15 protein-coding genes, 1 tRNA gene and 1 pseudogene are annotated in these 17,550 nt (G+C 35.5%); 8 read left to right on the top strand and 9 right to left on the bottom strand.

Annotated elements, in window-relative coordinates:
- Positions 1-9: 9 nt before the first annotated feature.
- A complete protein-coding gene (locus U9966_RS08790; RefSeq protein WP_306346548.1) occupies positions 10-945 on the top strand; it encodes a KpsF/GutQ family sugar-phosphate isomerase in 936 nt (311 codons plus the stop codon).
- Between the two features lie 171 nt (positions 946-1,116).
- On the opposite strand, the gene cysE is transcribed toward U9966_RS08790, so the two are convergent.
- The 3 genes from cysE to U9966_RS08775 are packed head-to-tail and all read right to left on the bottom strand — an operon-like array spanning position 1,117 to position 3,419.
- Positions 1,117-1,908 carry a serine O-acetyltransferase gene (gene cysE, locus U9966_RS08785; protein WP_306346549.1) on the bottom strand — a complete coding sequence of 264 codons (792 nt, stop codon included), beginning with the start codon at positions 1,906-1,908 and terminating at the stop codon, positions 1,117-1,119.
- Positions 1,909-1,924: 16 nt separating this feature from the next.
- Positions 1,925-2,950: an NAD(P)H-dependent glycerol-3-phosphate dehydrogenase gene (gpsA, locus tag U9966_RS08780; RefSeq protein WP_306346550.1), complete on the bottom strand. Its 1,026-nt coding sequence runs from the start codon at positions 2,948-2,950 to the stop codon at positions 1,925-1,927.
- Between the two features lie 10 nt (positions 2,951-2,960).
- Positions 2,961-3,419: an FxsA family protein gene (locus tag U9966_RS08775; protein WP_407675172.1), complete on the bottom strand. Its 459-nt coding sequence runs from the start codon at positions 3,417-3,419 to the stop codon at positions 2,961-2,963.
- Between the two features lie 214 nt (positions 3,420-3,633).
- Between U9966_RS08775 and tal the strand changes: the two genes are divergently transcribed.
- The 6 genes from tal to U9966_RS08745 all read left to right on the top strand — a co-directional run bounded on the left by tal (position 3,634) and on the right by U9966_RS08745 (position 10,550).
- Complete coding sequence (tal, locus tag U9966_RS08770) at positions 3,634-4,584, top strand: transaldolase (protein WP_306346551.1); 951 nt, start codon at positions 3,634-3,636, stop codon at positions 4,582-4,584.
- A 158-nt stretch (positions 4,585-4,742) separates the two neighbouring features.
- On the top strand, positions 4,743-5,060 hold the full coding sequence (locus U9966_RS08765) for a PTS sugar transporter subunit IIB (RefSeq protein ID WP_306346552.1): 318 nt from the start codon (positions 4,743-4,745) through the stop codon (positions 5,058-5,060).
- Positions 5,061-5,223: 163 nt separating this feature from the next.
- Positions 5,224-6,615 (top strand): prephenate-dependent tRNA uridine(34) hydroxylase TrhP, encoded by a 1,392-nt coding sequence (trhP, locus tag U9966_RS08760; RefSeq protein ID WP_306346553.1) that lies wholly within the window; start codon positions 5,224-5,226, stop codon positions 6,613-6,615.
- 172 nt (positions 6,616-6,787) lie between these two features.
- Positions 6,788-7,606, top strand: coding sequence for a pyrroline-5-carboxylate reductase (gene proC, locus U9966_RS08755; protein WP_306346554.1), 819 nt, complete (start codon positions 6,788-6,790; stop codon positions 7,604-7,606).
- Positions 7,603-8,748, top strand: a complete 1,146-nt coding sequence (locus U9966_RS08750) for a 3-phenylpropionate MFS transporter (RefSeq protein WP_306346555.1) — start codon at positions 7,603-7,605, stop codon at positions 8,746-8,748. Before proC ends, U9966_RS08750 begins: the two co-directional genes overlap by 4 nt.
- A 164-nt stretch (positions 8,749-8,912) precedes the next feature.
- Positions 8,913-10,550, top strand: coding sequence for a CTP synthase (locus tag U9966_RS08745; protein ID WP_306346556.1), 1,638 nt, complete (start codon positions 8,913-8,915; stop codon positions 10,548-10,550).
- 104 nt (positions 10,551-10,654) lie between these two features.
- On the opposite strand, the gene U9966_RS08740 is transcribed toward U9966_RS08745, so the two are convergent.
- Positions 10,655-11,827 carry a lipoprotein-releasing ABC transporter permease subunit gene (locus U9966_RS08740; RefSeq protein WP_306346557.1) on the bottom strand — a complete coding sequence of 391 codons (1,173 nt, stop codon included), beginning with the start codon at positions 11,825-11,827 and terminating at the stop codon, positions 10,655-10,657.
- A gap of 148 nt (positions 11,828-11,975) precedes the next feature.
- Between U9966_RS08740 and U9966_RS08735 the strand changes: the two genes are divergently transcribed.
- The gene (locus U9966_RS08735; protein ID WP_306346558.1) at positions 11,976-12,920 is read left to right on the top strand and encodes a hypothetical protein; all 945 of its coding nucleotides are present in this window, start codon (positions 11,976-11,978) and stop codon (positions 12,918-12,920) included.
- Positions 12,921-13,250: 330 nt separating this feature from the next.
- Here U9966_RS08735 and U9966_RS08730 read toward each other — a convergent pair whose 3' ends face one another.
- From U9966_RS08730 to prlC, 5 genes and pseudogenes are all read right to left on the bottom strand, one after another.
- Entirely contained in the window at positions 13,251-13,586 is a 336-nt protein-coding gene (locus U9966_RS08730) for a HigA family addiction module antitoxin (protein ID WP_306346559.1), read from the bottom strand.
- 10 nt (positions 13,587-13,596) lie between these two features.
- Positions 13,597-13,911, bottom strand: coding sequence for a type II toxin-antitoxin system RelE/ParE family toxin (locus tag U9966_RS08725; RefSeq protein ID WP_306346560.1), 315 nt, complete (start codon positions 13,909-13,911; stop codon positions 13,597-13,599).
- A 239-nt stretch (positions 13,912-14,150) separates the two neighbouring features.
- Positions 14,151-14,896, bottom strand: a pseudogene (locus U9966_RS08720) (integrase arm-type DNA-binding domain-containing protein).
- A 232-nt stretch (positions 14,897-15,128) separates the two neighbouring features.
- Positions 15,129-15,214, bottom strand: a tRNA-Leu gene (locus U9966_RS08715).
- A gap of 216 nt (positions 15,215-15,430) precedes the next feature.
- The gene (prlC, locus tag U9966_RS08710) at positions 15,431-17,461 is read right to left on the bottom strand and encodes an oligopeptidase A (RefSeq protein ID WP_306346561.1); all 2,031 of its coding nucleotides are present in this window, start codon (positions 17,459-17,461) and stop codon (positions 15,431-15,433) included.
- Positions 17,462-17,550 lie beyond the last annotated feature (89 nt).

The following is a 17,550-nucleotide window of genomic DNA, read 5'->3' as shown; positions in this document are numbered from 1 at the left end:
AGGTAAGTTATGAATTATTTATCTATTGCAAATGAAACCCTTTCTCTTTATATTCAAGCGATTACACGATTAAATGCAAATATTGAACCAACGTTTGCTAAAGCCGTCGAAATGATCTTAAATTGTGAAGGGCGTTTGGTGGTTGGTGGAATTGGTAAATCAGGTTTAGTGGGAAAAAAAATGGTGGCAACCTTTGCTTCAACAGGCACCCCTAGTTTTTTCTTACATCCAACCGAAGCGTTCCACGGTGATTTAGGAATGTTAAAACCCATTGATATCGTTATTTTAATTTCCAATAGTGGTGAAACCGATGATGTAAATAAACTGATCCCAAGTTTAAAAGGATTTGGAAATAAAATTATTGCAGTGACAGGAAACTTAAATTCAACCTTAGCGAAACATTCTGATTTGGTACTTGATATTAGTATAGATAAAGAAGCCTGCCCCAATAATTTAGCACCTACTACCTCTACCTTAGTTACAATGGCATTAGGCGATGCCTTAGCAATTGCACTTATTCGTGCAAGAGATTTCAAAGCAGAAGATTTCGCACGTTTCCATCCTGGTGGTAGCTTAGGACGTAAATTACTTTGTCGAGTAAAAGATGTGATGCAAACTAAGTTACCTCTTGCCAATATTCAAACCACTTTTGCGGATTGTTTATCCATTATGAATGAAGGGCGAATGGGGGTGGCAATTGTAATGCAAGATGAAAAATTACAAGGTATTATCACTGATGGTGATGTGCGCCGAGCTTTAGCTAAATATGGTGCTGACAGTTTGTTGAAAACAGCAGGTGATTTAATGACTTGTTCGCCAAAAGTCATTTTGGAAACAGAGTTTTTAGCGAAAGCTGAAACCTATATGAAACAGCATAAAATCCACTCTTTAATCGCAGTAAATAAAGAGGGGAAAGTTTCAGGGTTATTGGAGTTTTCTAGTTAGGTTTTTATATTTGTTAATAACAGATAACTAACCTCAAAAGTTAAATTCAACTTTTGGGGATAGTTTTTTTTTGCAAATTTATCCTGTGAAGTGACCGCTTACTTATTCTAGTATTAGATAAGAATTCAGTAATAAGTTGGGATAATCAATAAAGTTAATCATCTAATTTTACTAAATCACAGATTGAAAATCTTGGTTCATATCAAATGCAGGTTTTTGAGATTGCGAGTGGCTAATTAGTTTGGCAGGAACACCTGCAACAGTCGTGTTTTCTGACACTGCTCGTAATACCACAGAATTTGCACCAATTTTAGCATATTTGCCAATTTCAATATTACCTAAGATTTTTGCTCCTGCACCAATCATCACGCCTTTTCGTATTTTAGGATGACGATCACCTGTTTCTTTGCCCGTTCCCCCAAGTGTCACGCCTTGTAAAATGGATACATCATTTTCAATCACAGATGTCTCACCAACGACAATGCCTGTGGCATGATCAAGCATTATGCCACAACCAATTTTAGCAGCGGGGTGAATATCCACATCAAAAGCGACAGAAATTTCATTTTGTAAATAAATCGCTAAGGTGTAGCGACCCTGTTGCCATAAATAATGAGTCACACGATAGCTTTGTAAGGCGTGAAAGCCTTTTAAATAAAGTAATGGCGTGCTTAATAATTCAACAGCTGGATCACGTGTTTTTACGGCTAATAAATCCTGTGCGGCACTATCAATGATTTGCGGATCGACTTGATAGGCCTCTTCAATAATCTCTTTTAATGCAATAGCAGGCATAATCGCATTGGCTAATTTATTGGCTAGAATATAGCTCAACGCATCGCCTAAATGATTATGTTTTAAAATCGTAGAATGAAAAAAACTTGCTAGCATTGGCTCTTGTTCAGCAAGAGATTTCACTTCTTGATGAATATCATTCCATAATTGTTCTGGTTGTTGTGTCATTATTTGTTCGTCCTCATTATTCAACTTTTCGTTCACGCCCTAATAATGACGAAACCCCTTTTCGGATATGAGCTTTAGTATCTTGCCCACGAAATAACATCTGATAAAGTTGCTCTACAATTGGCATTTCAATATTGTGTTTTTGTGCTAATAAATAGGCTTCTCTAGTATTATAGTATCCTTCAACCACTTGTCCTATTTCATTCATTGCTTCATCAACACTTTTACCTTGTCCAACCATTAATCCAAAACGACGATTACGAGACTGATTATCGGTACAAGTAAGCATTAAATCACCAATTCCTGCCATTCCCATTAGACTGGTTGGATTGCCTCCTAACGCTACACATAATTGACTAATTTCTGCAATTCCTCGTGTAATTAATGCTGTTCTTGCATTAGCACCAAATCCTAAGCCATCAGAAAGCCCTGCTCCAATAGCAATGACATTTTTAATGGCTCCTCCTAGTTGTACGGCAACCATATCACTATTAAGATAAACACGGAAAGCTTTTGAGCAGTGAATACGTTGTTGCATTTCTTCTGCAAATTGGATATCCGTTGAAGCAAGGGAAATAGCGGTTGGTAAGCCTGCGGCTAATTCTTTTGCAAAAGTTGGACCAGAAAGTACCGCTAGTGCGTGATCTTCACCTAAAACTTCATTTACGACACAATGCAATAATCGCCCGGTATTATGTTCTAAACCTTTAGTTGCCCACATAATACGATGATCATCTTGAATAAAGGGCTTAATTTTTAAGAGCACATCATTAAATACGTGACTGGGTACAACAATCAAAATATCTTTTACGTTACTTAATACTTTTTCCAAATCACTCTCTAAAATTAAACTTTCAGGAAAAGCAACATCGGGTAAAAATTCTTGATTTTTTCTCTCTTGTTGCATTTTTTGTATTTTATGTGGTGAATGTCCCCATAAATAGGACTTTTCACCTTGTTGAGAAAGTGCAATAGCTAATGATGTGCCATAAGAACCTGCCCCTAATACCGCAATCGGTGCAGAATAAAGTGATTTTTTCATTATAATATTCCTACTTGACCCATTTATCTTCATCTTGTTTACGCTCAAAATCAGCCTCAAATGTCTCTGATTGTGAAAAGCTTTGTGAATATTGGGTATTAAATTTTACTCGTGTTGAAAAATAGTTTAACAGATAAGTGGTAATTATAGTTCTAGTAAAAGGTAAAAGTAATAAAATCGCTAAAATATCACTTAAAAATCCCGGAATAACTAATAAAATCCCTGCAATGGCATATTGCACTGAAGAAATTACGGCATCTTGGGGGATTTGTCCTTGTGCTAATTGTTGGCGGATAGAAAAGAGTGTCGCAAGCCCACGCAAGCGGATTAACCATAAGCCAGCGGCTGAAATAAAAATCATCAATAAAATTAAAAATAACACACTCGTATTTGAACCAATTGCGACTAATAATGAAATTTCACAATAGATATATAAAAAGAAAATTAAAAAGAAACGCATTGCAAACATAGGTAATCCTTATTTGATAAAGTAATCTGATTACATAGATAGTGTCATAATATCATTTTTCAAGGGAAATGATTTTTATAAAATATTTAATATAACCGAACGGAAATACCTATTTGTGAAATTTATCACAAAATTACGATCCATTTTTCAGTAGATTGCTGTATTATATACATACTATAATATAGTATATTCACATTCACAGGAGAATTTAAGAATGAGTCAATTAGACAATTTAAGAGAGATGACCGTTGTAGTAGCGGATACAGGCGACATTGAAGCAATTAAAATGTATCAACCAGAAGATGCAACTACAAACCCATCGTTAATTTTAAGTGCATCAGCATTACCACAATATGCACCACTTATTGATGATGCAGTGGCTTACGCAAAAGCACAAAGCGATGATAAAGCACAACAACTGATTGATGCAGAAGATAAATTGGCAGTAAATATCGGTTTAGAAATCTTAAAAGTAGTAAAAGGACGTATTTCAACAGAAGTGGACGCTCGTCTTTCTTACGATACTCAAAAAACTATTGAAAAAGCACGCAAACTTATCCGTTTATACAACGAAGCAGGCATCAGCAATGACCGTATCTTAATCAAAGTTGCTTCAACTTGGCAAGGTATCAAAGCAGCAGAAGTGTTAGAAAAAGAAGGGATTAACTGTAACTTAACGTTATTATTCTCACAAGCACAAGCTCGTGCGTGTGCGGAAGCAGGTGCATACTTAATCTCGCCTTTCGTTGGACGTATCTTAGACTGGTACAAAGCAAATTCAGACCAAAAAGAATATACACCAGCAGAAGATCCAGGTGTAGTTTCTGTTACTTCAATTTACAACTATTACAAAGAACACGGCTATAACACTGTTGTTATGGGTGCAAGTTTCCGTAATATTGGCGAAATCACTGAATTAGCAGGTTGTGATCGTTTAACTATCGCACCAGGCTTATTAAAAGAATTAAGTGAAGCAAATGCACAGTTACCTCGTAAATTAGAATACAAAGGCGAAATCAAAGCTCGTCCAACGCCAATGACAGAAGCAGAGTTCTACTGGGAGCATAACCAAGATCCAATGGCAGTTGAAAAATTGGCAGAAGGTATCCGTAAATTTGCCGTAGATACTGAAAAATTAGAAGCGATGTTAATTGAAAAATTATAATTTTTACTTCTTTTGATAAAAAAATGCGAGCATAATTGTTCGCATTTTTTATAAAAAGCGTATAATACGTAACCTAATAAAGATGTTTAAACATTCTTTTTATCAACGCACAATAATACGGTTAATTTTATTTGAGTATCTTTTACTAAGGAGTAAAAATGGGCATTTTAGATTCTTTAAAAAATCTTTGTTGTTGTTCAAAAAAAGCAACAGATGAAAATAATTATTCGGCATTATCTTTAGATGAGAAAGCATCAAAATTTATTGATGCGGTAGGTGGAAAAGCGAATATTGAGAATATTGAGTTTTGTATTACTCGATTACGTTTAACCTTAAATGACAGAAGTTTAGTTAATAAAGAAGAATTAACTAAATTAGGTTCTAAAGGTAATGTAAAAGTAGGTGATAAAGGTTTGCAAATTATCATCGGCTCAAAAGCTGAAGAAATTGCAAATCTTATGCAAAGTAAAATTTAATTTGATCTTCTCTCCTTCTATTTATTAAGCCTTCAATAACGTGAAGGCTTATTTTTTATGTGTGTAATCTCTTGCTATAAAGCAAAAATTACAGGATAATCCACCGCTTTACATTTCCTCCTATGTGAGGAAATACTGACTTGTTATCAGAAGAGAATGACTTATGTTAAATATAAATAGAAAACCAGAATTATTATCGCCAGCAGGCAACTTAAAAAATATGCGTTATGCCTTTGCTTATGGAGCAGATGCGGTGTATGCAGGACAACCTCGTTATAGCTTACGAGTAAGAAATAATGATTTTAACCATACAAACCTACAAATAGGAATCGATGAAGCACATTCATTAGGCAAAAAATTCTATGTAGTAGTGAATATCGCCCCACACAATTCAAAATTAAAAACCTTTATTCGTGATTTAAAAAAAGTGGTGGATATGAAACCTGATGCGTTAATTATGTCTGATCCAGGTTTAATTATGATGGTGCGTGAAAATTTTCCTGAAATGGATGTCCATCTATCAGTACAAGCAAATGCCGTAAACTGGGCGACCGTTAAATTTTGGAAACAAATGGGCTTAACTCGCGTGATCCTCTCTCGTGAATTATCTCTTGATGAAATTGCAGAAATTCGTCAGGAAGTACCAGAAATGGAGCTAGAAATTTTTGTACACGGTGCGTTGTGTATGGCATATTCTGGGCGTTGTTTACTTTCTGGTTATATTAATAAGCGTGACCCAAATCAAGGTACTTGTACTAATGCTTGCCGTTGGGAGTATTCCGTAGAAGAAGGTAAGGAAGATGAAGTTGGCACGATTATTTCTGCTAAAGAAGAACGCAAAGAAGAACAAATTGAAATTAAAAATGTGGCACCAACCTTAGGTGAGGGGAGTACCACGGACAGTGTTTATTTACTTTCTGAAAAAGGCAGACCTGATGAGCAAATGAGTGCGTTTGAAGATGAACACGGCACTTATATTATGAACTCAAAAGATCTACGAGCCATTCAACACGTTGAGCAATTAACCCAAATGGGCGTACATTCTCTTAAAATTGAAGGGCGTACCAAGTCGTTTTATTATTGTGCAAGAACGGCTCAACTATATCGCAAAGCCATTGATGATGCTGCAGAAGGAAAACCTTTTGATGAAAGTTTAATGACCACCCTTGAAAGTTTGGCTCATCGTGGCTATACGGAAGGTTTTCTACGTCGTCATACTCACGACGAATATCAAAATTATGATTACGGCTATTCCATTTCAGATCGTCAGCAATTTGTGGGAGAATTTACTGGTAAACGCAATGAGCAAGGAATGGCAGAAGTGGCGGTTAAGAATAAATTTTTATTAGGGGATAGTGTGGAATTAATGACTCCTAGCGGTAACATTAGCTTTAAAATTTGCAAAATAGTAAACCGCAAAAATCAAGAAGTGGATGCGGGTAAAGGTGATGGACACTTTGTCTTTTTAGACGTACCACAAGATATTGATTTAAATTATGCGTTGTTAATGCGTAATTTAGAAGGAACCAATACGCGTAATCCTCATAAAAGTTAATTCTTGATGGCAGTAAAAAACTAAGCGGTGATATTCTTTTAAGAAAAAGTAAATTTACCTAATAATATAGCGGGCAAATAATAAATTTGCTCGCTTTTTTGTTTCAAATTTTTGTAAAAGTGCTAATATTTAGCATATTTTTAAGCATTCCGCATAACCAAAAAAGGATAATATGAAAACAAAAAAACTTGCCTTTATCGGGGCTGGCAATATGGCATTCGCAGTAATAAATGGTTTGATTAAAAAAAACTATCCTACTAATCAAATTATTGCCTGTAATAAGAGTAATCAGGCAAGACGGACAGAATTAGCAGAATTAGGTGTGACCGTTAATTTAACAAATTGTGAAGCAGTGCAGCAAGCGGATGTTGTGATTTTGGCAGTGAAACCTCAAATGATGCGTGATGTTTGTGGTGAGTTTTCAGACTTAAATTTGAATGATAAATGGATCATTTCTGTTGCTGCTGGGATTTCAGTTGAGTGTTTAGAAAAACTATTACCTTCGGCTCAAAATATTATTCGCACAATGCCAAATACTCCTGCACTAATTGGTGAGGGTGTCACGGGATTATTTGCAAAATATTCAACAAATCGTACCGCTTGTGATTTTACTGAGAGCTTAATGAATGCGGTTGGAAAGTGTTACTGGGTGGAAAAAGAAGAGAAACTTAATCAAATTATTGCTATTACAGGATCTAGCCCTGCTTATTTTTTCCGCTTTATGGAAGCAATGCAGCAATCAGCGATTAAAATGGGATTTAGTGAGCAAGATGCTCGTCATTTAGTACAATCAGTAGCACTTGGTTCTGCGAAATTAGTCGCGAGTAATCCTGATATTCCACTTTCTCAATTAAGGGAAAATGTCACGTCTAAAGGGGGAACAACGGCAGAGGCTTTAGCTATTTTTGAACAATATAATTTATCACAAATCGTTGATGAGGCAATGGTTGCTGCAATTCAACGAGCAGAAGAGATGGAAAAGTCATTATGATAAAACTTTCTCCCTTTCAATGGACATCATTTAACTTTTTTGGCTATTTTTGTGCTTATGGTGTCTTAATGCCATTTTTACCTATTTGGTTGGAAACAAATGGTTATTCAAGTGAAACAATTGGACTTCTACTTGCGTCAGGTTATCTTTTTCGTTTTTTAGGTAGTATTTTAACACCTCAAATTGTCACACAGCCTACTCAGTTATTAAATGTATCTCGGTTACTTTCAGTGATAACCCTGATTAGTAGTGTAATGATGGCGTATTTTGTGGGATCTTTTTGGCTATTAGTTCCTATTTTTGCCTTATTCCATATAGTAAATGGTGGTGCAATGACCATTGGTGATGCGATAGCGTCTACGTGGCAAAAGCAAGTAGGCATTGATTATGGTAAAACTCGTTTATTTGGCTCAATGGCATTTGTGGTCGGTTCATTGACAACAGGTTATATGGTGGGTTGGTTTGGTGAGCAGATGATTATTTGGTTAATGATTGCCTTCCTAATTTTGCTTACAAGCGGTCAGATGTTAGGTACAAATTGCAATTTGGTAAATTCTGAGCAGAAACAGACCGCTTCTAAAGTAACTTATTGTTCTTTATTGAAAGATAACATCATTTTACGAATGCTGATTGCAGTTTCTCTTATTCAAGCGGCTCACGCTGCTTATTACACTTATAGTACCATTTATTGGACATCACAAGGAATTTCACCACAAACGGTAAGTTTGTTATGGGGCTTATCTGTTATGGCAGAAATAGGTGTGTTTTTTATTTCAGGAAAAGTGTTTAGTAGTAAAAAGATTCATCATTTGATTATTATTGCGACGACTTTAGCAATAACCCGTTGGGTATTATATGCTTTCACAACCAATGTATTATTTTTAGGATTAGGGCAAATGCTACACGCCTTTACCTTTGGTTTAACTCATTTTGCAATGATACGTTATATAGCAATGCAACCCACTGAAACTATTCCCAAACTGCAAGGGCTATATTTCGGTTTAAGTTTTAGTGGAATGACGGCATTATTCACTTTTTTTGCAAGTATAACCTATAATTATTCTCCAAGTTTTAGCTTTATTTTAATGGCAATACTGGTTGCACCTGCAATTTTGATTGTGCCGAAAAAGAGTATTGAATAATATAATAATATTTATTATATTCTCTCGTTTTTTCTAGTCAAAAAACTATTTTTACTGTAAACTGTCATCCCGTCCTGATGGTTTATAGTAATGTACTTTATGGCCATTCTGAAAGTAGAAATTCCAAACAAAAATTAACAAAACAAATTAAAAAGGCAAATAAAATGACAACAAATTATATTTTTGTAACGGGCGGTGTTGTATCTTCTTTAGGTAAAGGGATTGCAGCGGCCTCTCTTGCATCTATTCTTGAAGCCCGTGGTTTAAATGTCACCATTATGAAATTAGACCCTTATATAAACGTTGACCCAGGTACGATGAGTCCTACTCAACACGGTGAAGTTTTTGTTACCAAAGATGGAGCAGAAACAGATTTAGACTTAGGGCATTATGAACGTTTTATTCGTAATAAAATGACTCAAGCTAATAATTTCACCAGTGGACGTATTTATTCTGACGTGCTACGCAAAGAGCGTCGTGGTGATTACTTAGGGGCAACGATTCAGGTTATTCCACATATTACTAATGAAATTAAGGCACGTGTTGTTGCTGGTGGAAAAGGTTATGATGTCGTCATTGTTGAAGTGGGGGGAACAGTAGGAGATATTGAGTCTCTTCCATTCTTAGAAGCATTACGTCAGCTTGCTGTGGATGTTGGGCGTGAAAATACCTTATTTATGCACTTAACTTTAGTGCCTTATATTCCAACAGCAGGTGAAATAAAAACTAAACCAACACAACACTCAGTAAAAGAGATGCTTTCTATTGGTATCCAACCAGATGTACTGATTTGTCGTTCAGATAGAGCCATTCCATCAAACGAAAAATCAAAAATTGCACTGTTTTGTAATGTGCCTGAAAAAGCGGTTATTTCATTAAAAGATGTCAATTCTATCTATCAAATTCCTGCATTGTTAAAATCACAAGGTTTAGATCAATTTGTGTGTGATCGTTTTAAATTTAACTGTCCTGAAGCGGATTTATCTGAATGGGAGCAAGTACTTTACCAACAATCAAACCCAACAGGGGAAGTCACCATTGGTATGGTAGGAAAATATGTTGAATTACCTGATGCCTATAAATCTGTGAATGAAGCGTTAAAACACGGTGGTTTGAAAAATCATTTAACCGTTAATATTAAATATATTGACTCACAAGATGTTGAAAGTAAAGGTACAGGCGTTTTAACTGGTTTAGATGCGATTTTAGTTCCTGGAGGCTTTGGTTATCGTGGTATTGAAGGCAAAATTCTAACCGCACAATATGCCCGTGAAAATAAAATTCCTTACTTAGGTATTTGTTTAGGGATGCAGGTTGCATTAATTGAATATGCTCGTAATGTGGCAGGCTTAACGCAAGCAAGTTCAAGTGAATTTGATAAGGACTGTCCACAGCCAGTGATAGGTTTAATTACTGAATGGCAAGATGCAGATGGCAGCGTAGAGAAACGTACGGATAATTCTGACTTAGGCGGAACAATGCGTTTAGGTGAACAAGCGTGTCATTTAGTGGAAGGAAGTTTAGCTCGTGAGCTTTATGGTACTGAAACCATTTTTGAACGTCATCGTCATCGTTATGAAGTAAATAACAACTTACTTCCGCAGATTGAAAAAGCGGGCTTAAAAGTAACAGGCTTATCAGCAGATCATAAATTAGTGGAAATTATTGAAGTACCAAACCACCCTTGGTTTATTGCTGCTCAATTTCACCCAGAATTTACTTCCACTCCTCGTGATGGTCACCCTCTTTTTGCAGGTTTTATTAAAGCTGCGATAGAGTATCAAAAAAGAGCAATAAAGTAATTCCCACCCCCTCCTAACCTTCCCCCGCAAGCGGAGGGAGGGATTTTTTGTGATGAGCTTTTTCAATTCCCTCCTCCGCTCGCGGGGGAGGGCTAGGGAGGGGGTTATTCATACCTTAACGCAGCCGCTGGCTCAATCCTTGAAGCTTGATAAGCAGGATAAAGCGTGCAAAGTAACGACAGTAAAATTGATGTGACTATTATAATTGCGACCTGTGGGATAGAAATTTCAGAAGGTAACGCAATGCCTACAGGGTTAATTAAACGAATTAAATCACTTAAGTAAAGCGTGGCTAAAAGACCAAATATTCCCCCCAATATTGCCCCCATTACACCAACAATAGAACCTTGCCACATAAATAATTGCATTACTTGTGATTTAGTTAATCCTTGCGTTTGGAGAATGGCAATTTCCCCTTGTTTATCCACAACCATCAAACTGAGTGAGGTAATAATATTAGAAATGGCAACCACAATAATTAAGCTGACTAACAGCCCCATCATATTTTTTTCCATTTTAACTGCTTGAAAAAATTCACCTTTTTGTTCTCGCCAATCATTGATTTTCCATTTGGAATGGTCAAAATAATGAGTTAAATCCGATACTTGAAAAGGATCATTTAAAAATAAACGATACCCTTGAACTTTATCTGGTTGAATATGGAGTAAACGCCCTACATCACTTAAATTAGCAAAGAGCGTATTATTTTCATTCTGACTAAAATAAATACCTGAAACAGTAAATAAGCGTTGTATAGGTACTCTACCAAAAGGTGTGTAACGACTATTTTCAGTAATCATTAAACGAATTTTATCTCCCTCTTTAATATTTAATTGATTAGCTAAAGAATAGCTGACAATAACATTAAATGACGAAGTGGGAAGAAGTGATGAAATGTTTAAATACTCAATAGCGGGATCATCGGTGTTATTTTCCACACCAATCAACTCGCCTGCATTAATACCGTTTTTACTTTGAATAACAACATTTGTACGGTTGATCGGTACACTTTTTGCAATAAATGAAGGAAATGTAACCGCTTGTTTTTTTTCTAAATGTCCCTCAATGGGTGAAATAATAGCGTGAGGGAGATCAGAAAGTAAATTCTGCTTTTGCATATTTTCTAATCCATTCATCACAGAAAGTACAATAATCAACGCCATTACACCAAGAATAATCCCTAAACTCGCCAGATTAGTGACTAATCGACCAAAACGGTCAGCACTTTTTGATCGCCAATAACGAAGTGCAATAAAGAGGGTTGTATTCAAATTCATTATTTACCAAATTTAGGAATTAAAACAAGGTACAAATGATATGCTTTTGAGGGCTTTTTGTGAAGTGTTTATTTTTGATATTACAGATCTTTAAAAAAATAATATTATCTATTATTATTCTAGTAATCAGTGATAGGAGGAGAGTGAAATGAATAATGTATTAGTCCGTATTTATAAAGAACAACATTTACCAACAGATTTAATTCCCCTAGGAATAGGGAAAGATAAAAGTAATATCTACTTTTTTCAATCGGCATTAGGCTGTGACTTTTTTATGGAAAACCAAATTAAAAAATGGTGGTTAGTGTTTTTTGAAGGCAGTAAAGACCAGCAAATATTTAGTGTTGAATTTACTGATTTACCATCACTAGCAGGTCTTCCTGAAAATCAGTGGAAAAGAAGATATCAAGAAGTCATTAAAAATGAGCGAGATAGGGCGGAAATTACTCGTTTAGCTTTTATTTACTCTCATTCACCTCAAGAAGATACGATTGCAACCGCTTGTGCATCTTTAGGTATTCGTATGAGCAGAGCAATTAAGAGTAGTGATTATCAACATAACCCCTCACATAGTGAACATATCGATGGTAAGGGATTATCATTTATTACTTGTCTTGAGGGGCAGCAAGATCAATTTGAACGACGTATTCTGTTAATGGCATTGGGTTATGCTTACTTAAATGTAATGGAAGATTTAAGTAATCAACTTGCAGAAGAAACACATCAAATTACTAAGACAAATTATGATATAAAAAAATTAACGGAATTATATATACAAGCAACAGAATTTAACGCTCGTTTTTTCTTTTTCCTTCCAGTGAAACATAAAAATACCAGTTTGGTAGAAACGTGGAAAAATATTAATAAAACACTGGATATTGATAGCATAAACAAAGAGTTACTTCAAAAAATTGAAAATATTCATCACATTTTAGACTGGCAAAAAAATCAAAAAGATCAAATTGCTAAAGAACAAAAACAAAAAATAGATGATAAGTTTAATTATAAAATTGCGATTATTGGGATAATCTTAGCCTTTTTTGGGGTACTTGAGTTTGTTTTGGAGGCATACAGTACTTTCGGAGGGTCGTAATTTAAGAAGGCGGTGCAGGTCTTTCCCTTAATAGCATTTGAGTTGTAGCTATGTTCAATAATACATTCATCTCACAAGTGTTTTAATTCAGCCTGTGAGAGTGGTCTTAATTTTTGAACTTCAGTTTTTAAGCGGTTTATTTCATTGAGTAGTTTCATAATAGTAAGATATTTAAAGTTACTGTATATATTATCAGTGATTTTTATTTAGACTGCAAATTGAAAATAAAAGAGAATGAAAGAATATAAAAGAATGTATATTGTTATGGTATACGGTTGTTGTGTGATAGTGGCGGGGTATATGTGATATATATACCCCTTATTTTATAAATTAGACTTGTTGTGTATATGATGGGCTTTGTGCTTGGTAAATGTTTGGTGGGATAATTTGAGTTAAACTCTCTTGAAACTTCACATCATTTTCTAATTCCCACAAGTCGCTTTTAGTTTGAATAGAAATCCAAAAATCAGGGCTAGTATTAAATGCTTTTGATAATCTTAATGCCATCTCTAAAGATAATCGAGCCTTGCCATTCACTAATGCTCCTGCTGTGTTACGATGAATATTTAAAATCTTTGCGAGGTCGCTAATTTTAAGGTTTAACGGCTCTAAGTATTCATAAAATAATATCTCGCCTACGCTTGTTGGCTTTCTTGTTGCTCTCATTGTTTACCCCTTAAATTTTGTATGAATGGTCATCTAAAAATAGATCATTAATTTGATTATTCTCATAATGAAACACTAGCCTATACTGTTTATTCACTCTAATAGAGTAATAATTTTTCTGTTTAGGCTCTAGCTTCTCAAAGTTATTGCTTGGTGGACTAATTAAATCCCTTTCATCTTTGGCATTATCCAAAATATCTAATTTTCTAAGCAATACCTTTTCTAGGTTAGTGGGTATCTTTTTATGTTTTGTTCCATATTGAAAAAACTCAAAGAGCCACTTATCCTTAAAAGTTGTGTTTGTTAAATTTTGAATTATATCCACTGATGAACCCAACCCTTAAATATTTTTTAAGATAGTATATCTTGCAACGTAGCACTGTGCAATGGTTCAAATAAACTTATTTTATTATGTAACTGATTATATTTAAAACAAAACGCAAAATTGCGTTCTGTACATTACAGGTTGTACACATTGGCTGATACCCCTTGTTTGTAGATTATGCCTTTATGGTGTATATACTGTGTTTGGTGGTTGGTAAATATTAAAAGAAAACTGACTGCTTATAATCCTGTTGAGCAACTTTCTACATAATCGCCCCAACACTGCATTATTGGCTTTCTTTGTTCTAAATAATTTGAACGGTTGTAAGCCTTTCTTACTGCGTTGCTTATTTCGTGTGATAAACACGCCTCTATAACGTCGTATTGTTCTAAAAAGGTTTCATTAAGGTAAGTGCTAGCAATAGAGCGTAAACCGTGTGCGACGAGCTTGCCACCGTATCCCATTGAGTGTATAGCATTATTAACGGTTTCTTTATTCATTGGTCTATTTGGTTGCTTATCATTAAAGGGGAATATATAACGGCTATAGTTAGATATTTCTTTCATTACTTCCAAAACGTTTAAGGCTTGGGTTGAAAGCGGTACAGTATGCGATTTCTTGCCCCCTTTCATCTTTTCGGCTGGAATAGTCCATAACTTATTTTTAAAATCAATTTCAGCCCATTCCACATTTATTAAATTCTAAAATGCCATAATTAAGAGCAAATTTCATAATCTCATTTAGCAAGATATAATGGAGTAATGTTTCAAATTTTTCTTGCTTGTGCTAGGGTAACGGCTGGATATTGCCCTAAGCCTATTAAAGCCCTTTTGGTTGAAAATGGTCTAGTATAGCGAAAACGCCACAATTTCGCCCCATTCGGTCTAATGAGTATTGTTAGCCCATTGCCGTCATATAAAGAATAATCCTTAGTTTTGGCTCTTTCTACTTCGGTATTAGTAAGCGGTTTTGTTATTCTTGCCATAATGTTTTAGTAATCTGTCTAATATTTTTAGGCATACCGTTTTTAATTTTTTTAAGAAATACTGTTTTTTCTTGTTCTGTATGCCTAGGTGTATGCCTAAAATCTGTGGCTGTAAACGTATTATTGCGTAAGAATATGAAAGAGAATAAAATATAAAAGTGCGTTAAAGCCTGTTGTATCGATGGTTTTGTGTAAGAGAATGAAAGAAAATAAAAGAGAATAAATAAGTAGATGGTGCCTAGGGTCGGACTCGAACCGACACGATTATTCATCGGCGGATTTTGAATCCGCTGCGTCTACCAATTTCGCCACCCAGGCAGTGTGAAAACTTGCTAATTATAGAAACACATTCTCTTTTTCGCAAGTAGAAAAAACAAAAAATAAGATAATTGTTTAGAGTGAGCTCATATTTTGTTTGTAAATTACACAATTTGTAAATTATCTATATAATCATACCGCTATTTTAGATAATCAGGGGTTAATATTGCAATAAAAACCTAGAAGTTATACTTAACTTCTAGGCTTACTCTGTTGTTATGCTATTCCTTTATGACGCAATAACGCATCTAAGGTTGGTTTACGTCCTCTAAAACGCTCAAATAACACCATTGGTTCTTCACTTCCGCCACGACTTAAAATATTGTCTAAGAAAGATTGCCCTGTTTGTTGATTGAAAATACCTTCTTCTTCAAAGCGAGAGAATGCGTCAGCAGAAAGCACTTCTGCCCATAAATAGCTGTAATAACCCGCCGCATAACCACCAGCAAAAATATGGCTGAAACTATGTGGGAAACGATTCCATTTTGGTGCTTTTATCACAGATACTTCATCTTTTACTTTATGCAGTGTATCTAACACGATATTTTCTCTTGGCTCGCTTAAATGTAAGCGGAAATCAAATAATCCAAATTCTAATTGACGAAGTACAAACATCGCCGCTTGGAAATTTTTCGCTTTTAATAATTGGGTTAATTTTTCTTTTGGTAATGGCTCGCCCGTTTCGTAATGCCCTGAAATAAAGGCAAGGGCTTCTTCTTCCCAACACCAGTTTTCTAAGAATTGGCTTGGTAATTCCACTGCGTCCCAAGGCACTCCGTTAATGCCTGCCACATCGCCAACATCAATTTGAGTCAGCATATGATGAATGCCGTGTCCGAATTCGTGGAATAAAGTTGTTACTTCATCGTGAGTAAATAAGGCAGGTTTATCGCCTATTGGTTTGTTGAAGTTACAAGTTAAATACGCCACTGGTTTTTGTAGTTCGCCATTGGCTAAGCGACGTTGATTGACGCAATCGTCCATCCACGCACCGCCACGCTTGTTTTCACGAGCGTATAAATCTAAATAAAACGAACCACATAAGCGGTCATTTTTATCAAAGATTTTGTAAAATTGTACGTCATCGTGCCAAACATCAACGCCTTGTTGTTTTTTAATGCGTAAATTAAACAGGCGTTTCATTAACTCAAATAAACCTGAAATCACACGCTGTTCAGGGAAATAAGGACGTAATTCTTCATCGTTGATCGAGTAAAGGGCTTGCTTTTGTTTCTCGCTGTAAAACGCAATATCCCACACATTTAATTCCGTGATACCAAACTCTTTTTCAACAAATTGATAAAGTTCTTGTAGCTCTTTCTCGCCCTGTGCTTTTGAACGAGTCGCTAAATCTTCTAAGAAATCAGTCACTTGTTTTGGGCTTTCTGCCATTTTTGTTGCCAGTGAAAGTTCCGCATAATTATTAAAACCTAATAATTGTGCAAGTTCTAAACGTAATTTTAATTTTTCATCGATATTTGCTGAGTTATCCCATTTGCCTGCATTCACACCTTGATCCGACGCACGAGTTGCAAAGGCTTCATACATTGTTTTGCGTAATTCACTGTTTTCACAATAGGTCATTACTGGCAAATAGCTTGGGAATTCAAGAGTAAAGCGATAGCCCGATTTCTCTTTGCTCTGTGCTGACGCTTTTGCTGCCTCTAACGCCGATTCAGGCAAGCCTTTTAGCTCGCTTTCATCTTCAATGATAATATCCCAGCCCATTGTTGCATCAAGCACATTGTTGCTAAATTGCGAGCCAAGTTCTGATAAACGAGCTGAAATTTCGCCATAACGTTTTTGTTTTTCAGGCGATAAAGCAATCCCTGATAATTCAAAATCACGTAAGCTATCGTTAATCGCTTTTTGTTGTGCGACAGAATAATTGGCAAATTCAGAGCTTTGTTTTAATTTTAAATAACCTTGATATAGCCCTTGATGTTGCCCTGCCCAAGTGCTGTATTCTGATAATAACGGCAAGCAAGATTCATAGGCTTCACGCCATTCTGGGCTATTTTTAACAGAATTCAAGTGTCCAACAGGCGACCACGCACGACTTAATTTATCCCCTGTTTCTGACAACGGCATATAAAAACTATCCCAAGTTGGATTCTCAATTTGAGCCACTTGCTCAACGGTTTCACGACAATCTTTGATTAGTTGCTCAATCGCAGGTTTGATATGTTCTGCTTTAATTTTTGAAAACTGAGGTAATTCAGTATTCTGTAAAAGTGGATTTGACATTCTTGTTCCTTATTTTGTCGAAAGTACTTCATAGATTAGGGTAATGAGAATAAATATCAAGAGGTAGCGGTACGATTTTGTTAATTTTT

Source organism: Pasteurella atlantica (assembly GCF_963693435.1).
Lineage (GTDB): Bacteria > Pseudomonadota > Gammaproteobacteria > Enterobacterales > Pasteurellaceae > Phocoenobacter > Phocoenobacter atlanticus.
This window is presented reverse-complemented; position numbering and strand designations above follow the sequence as displayed.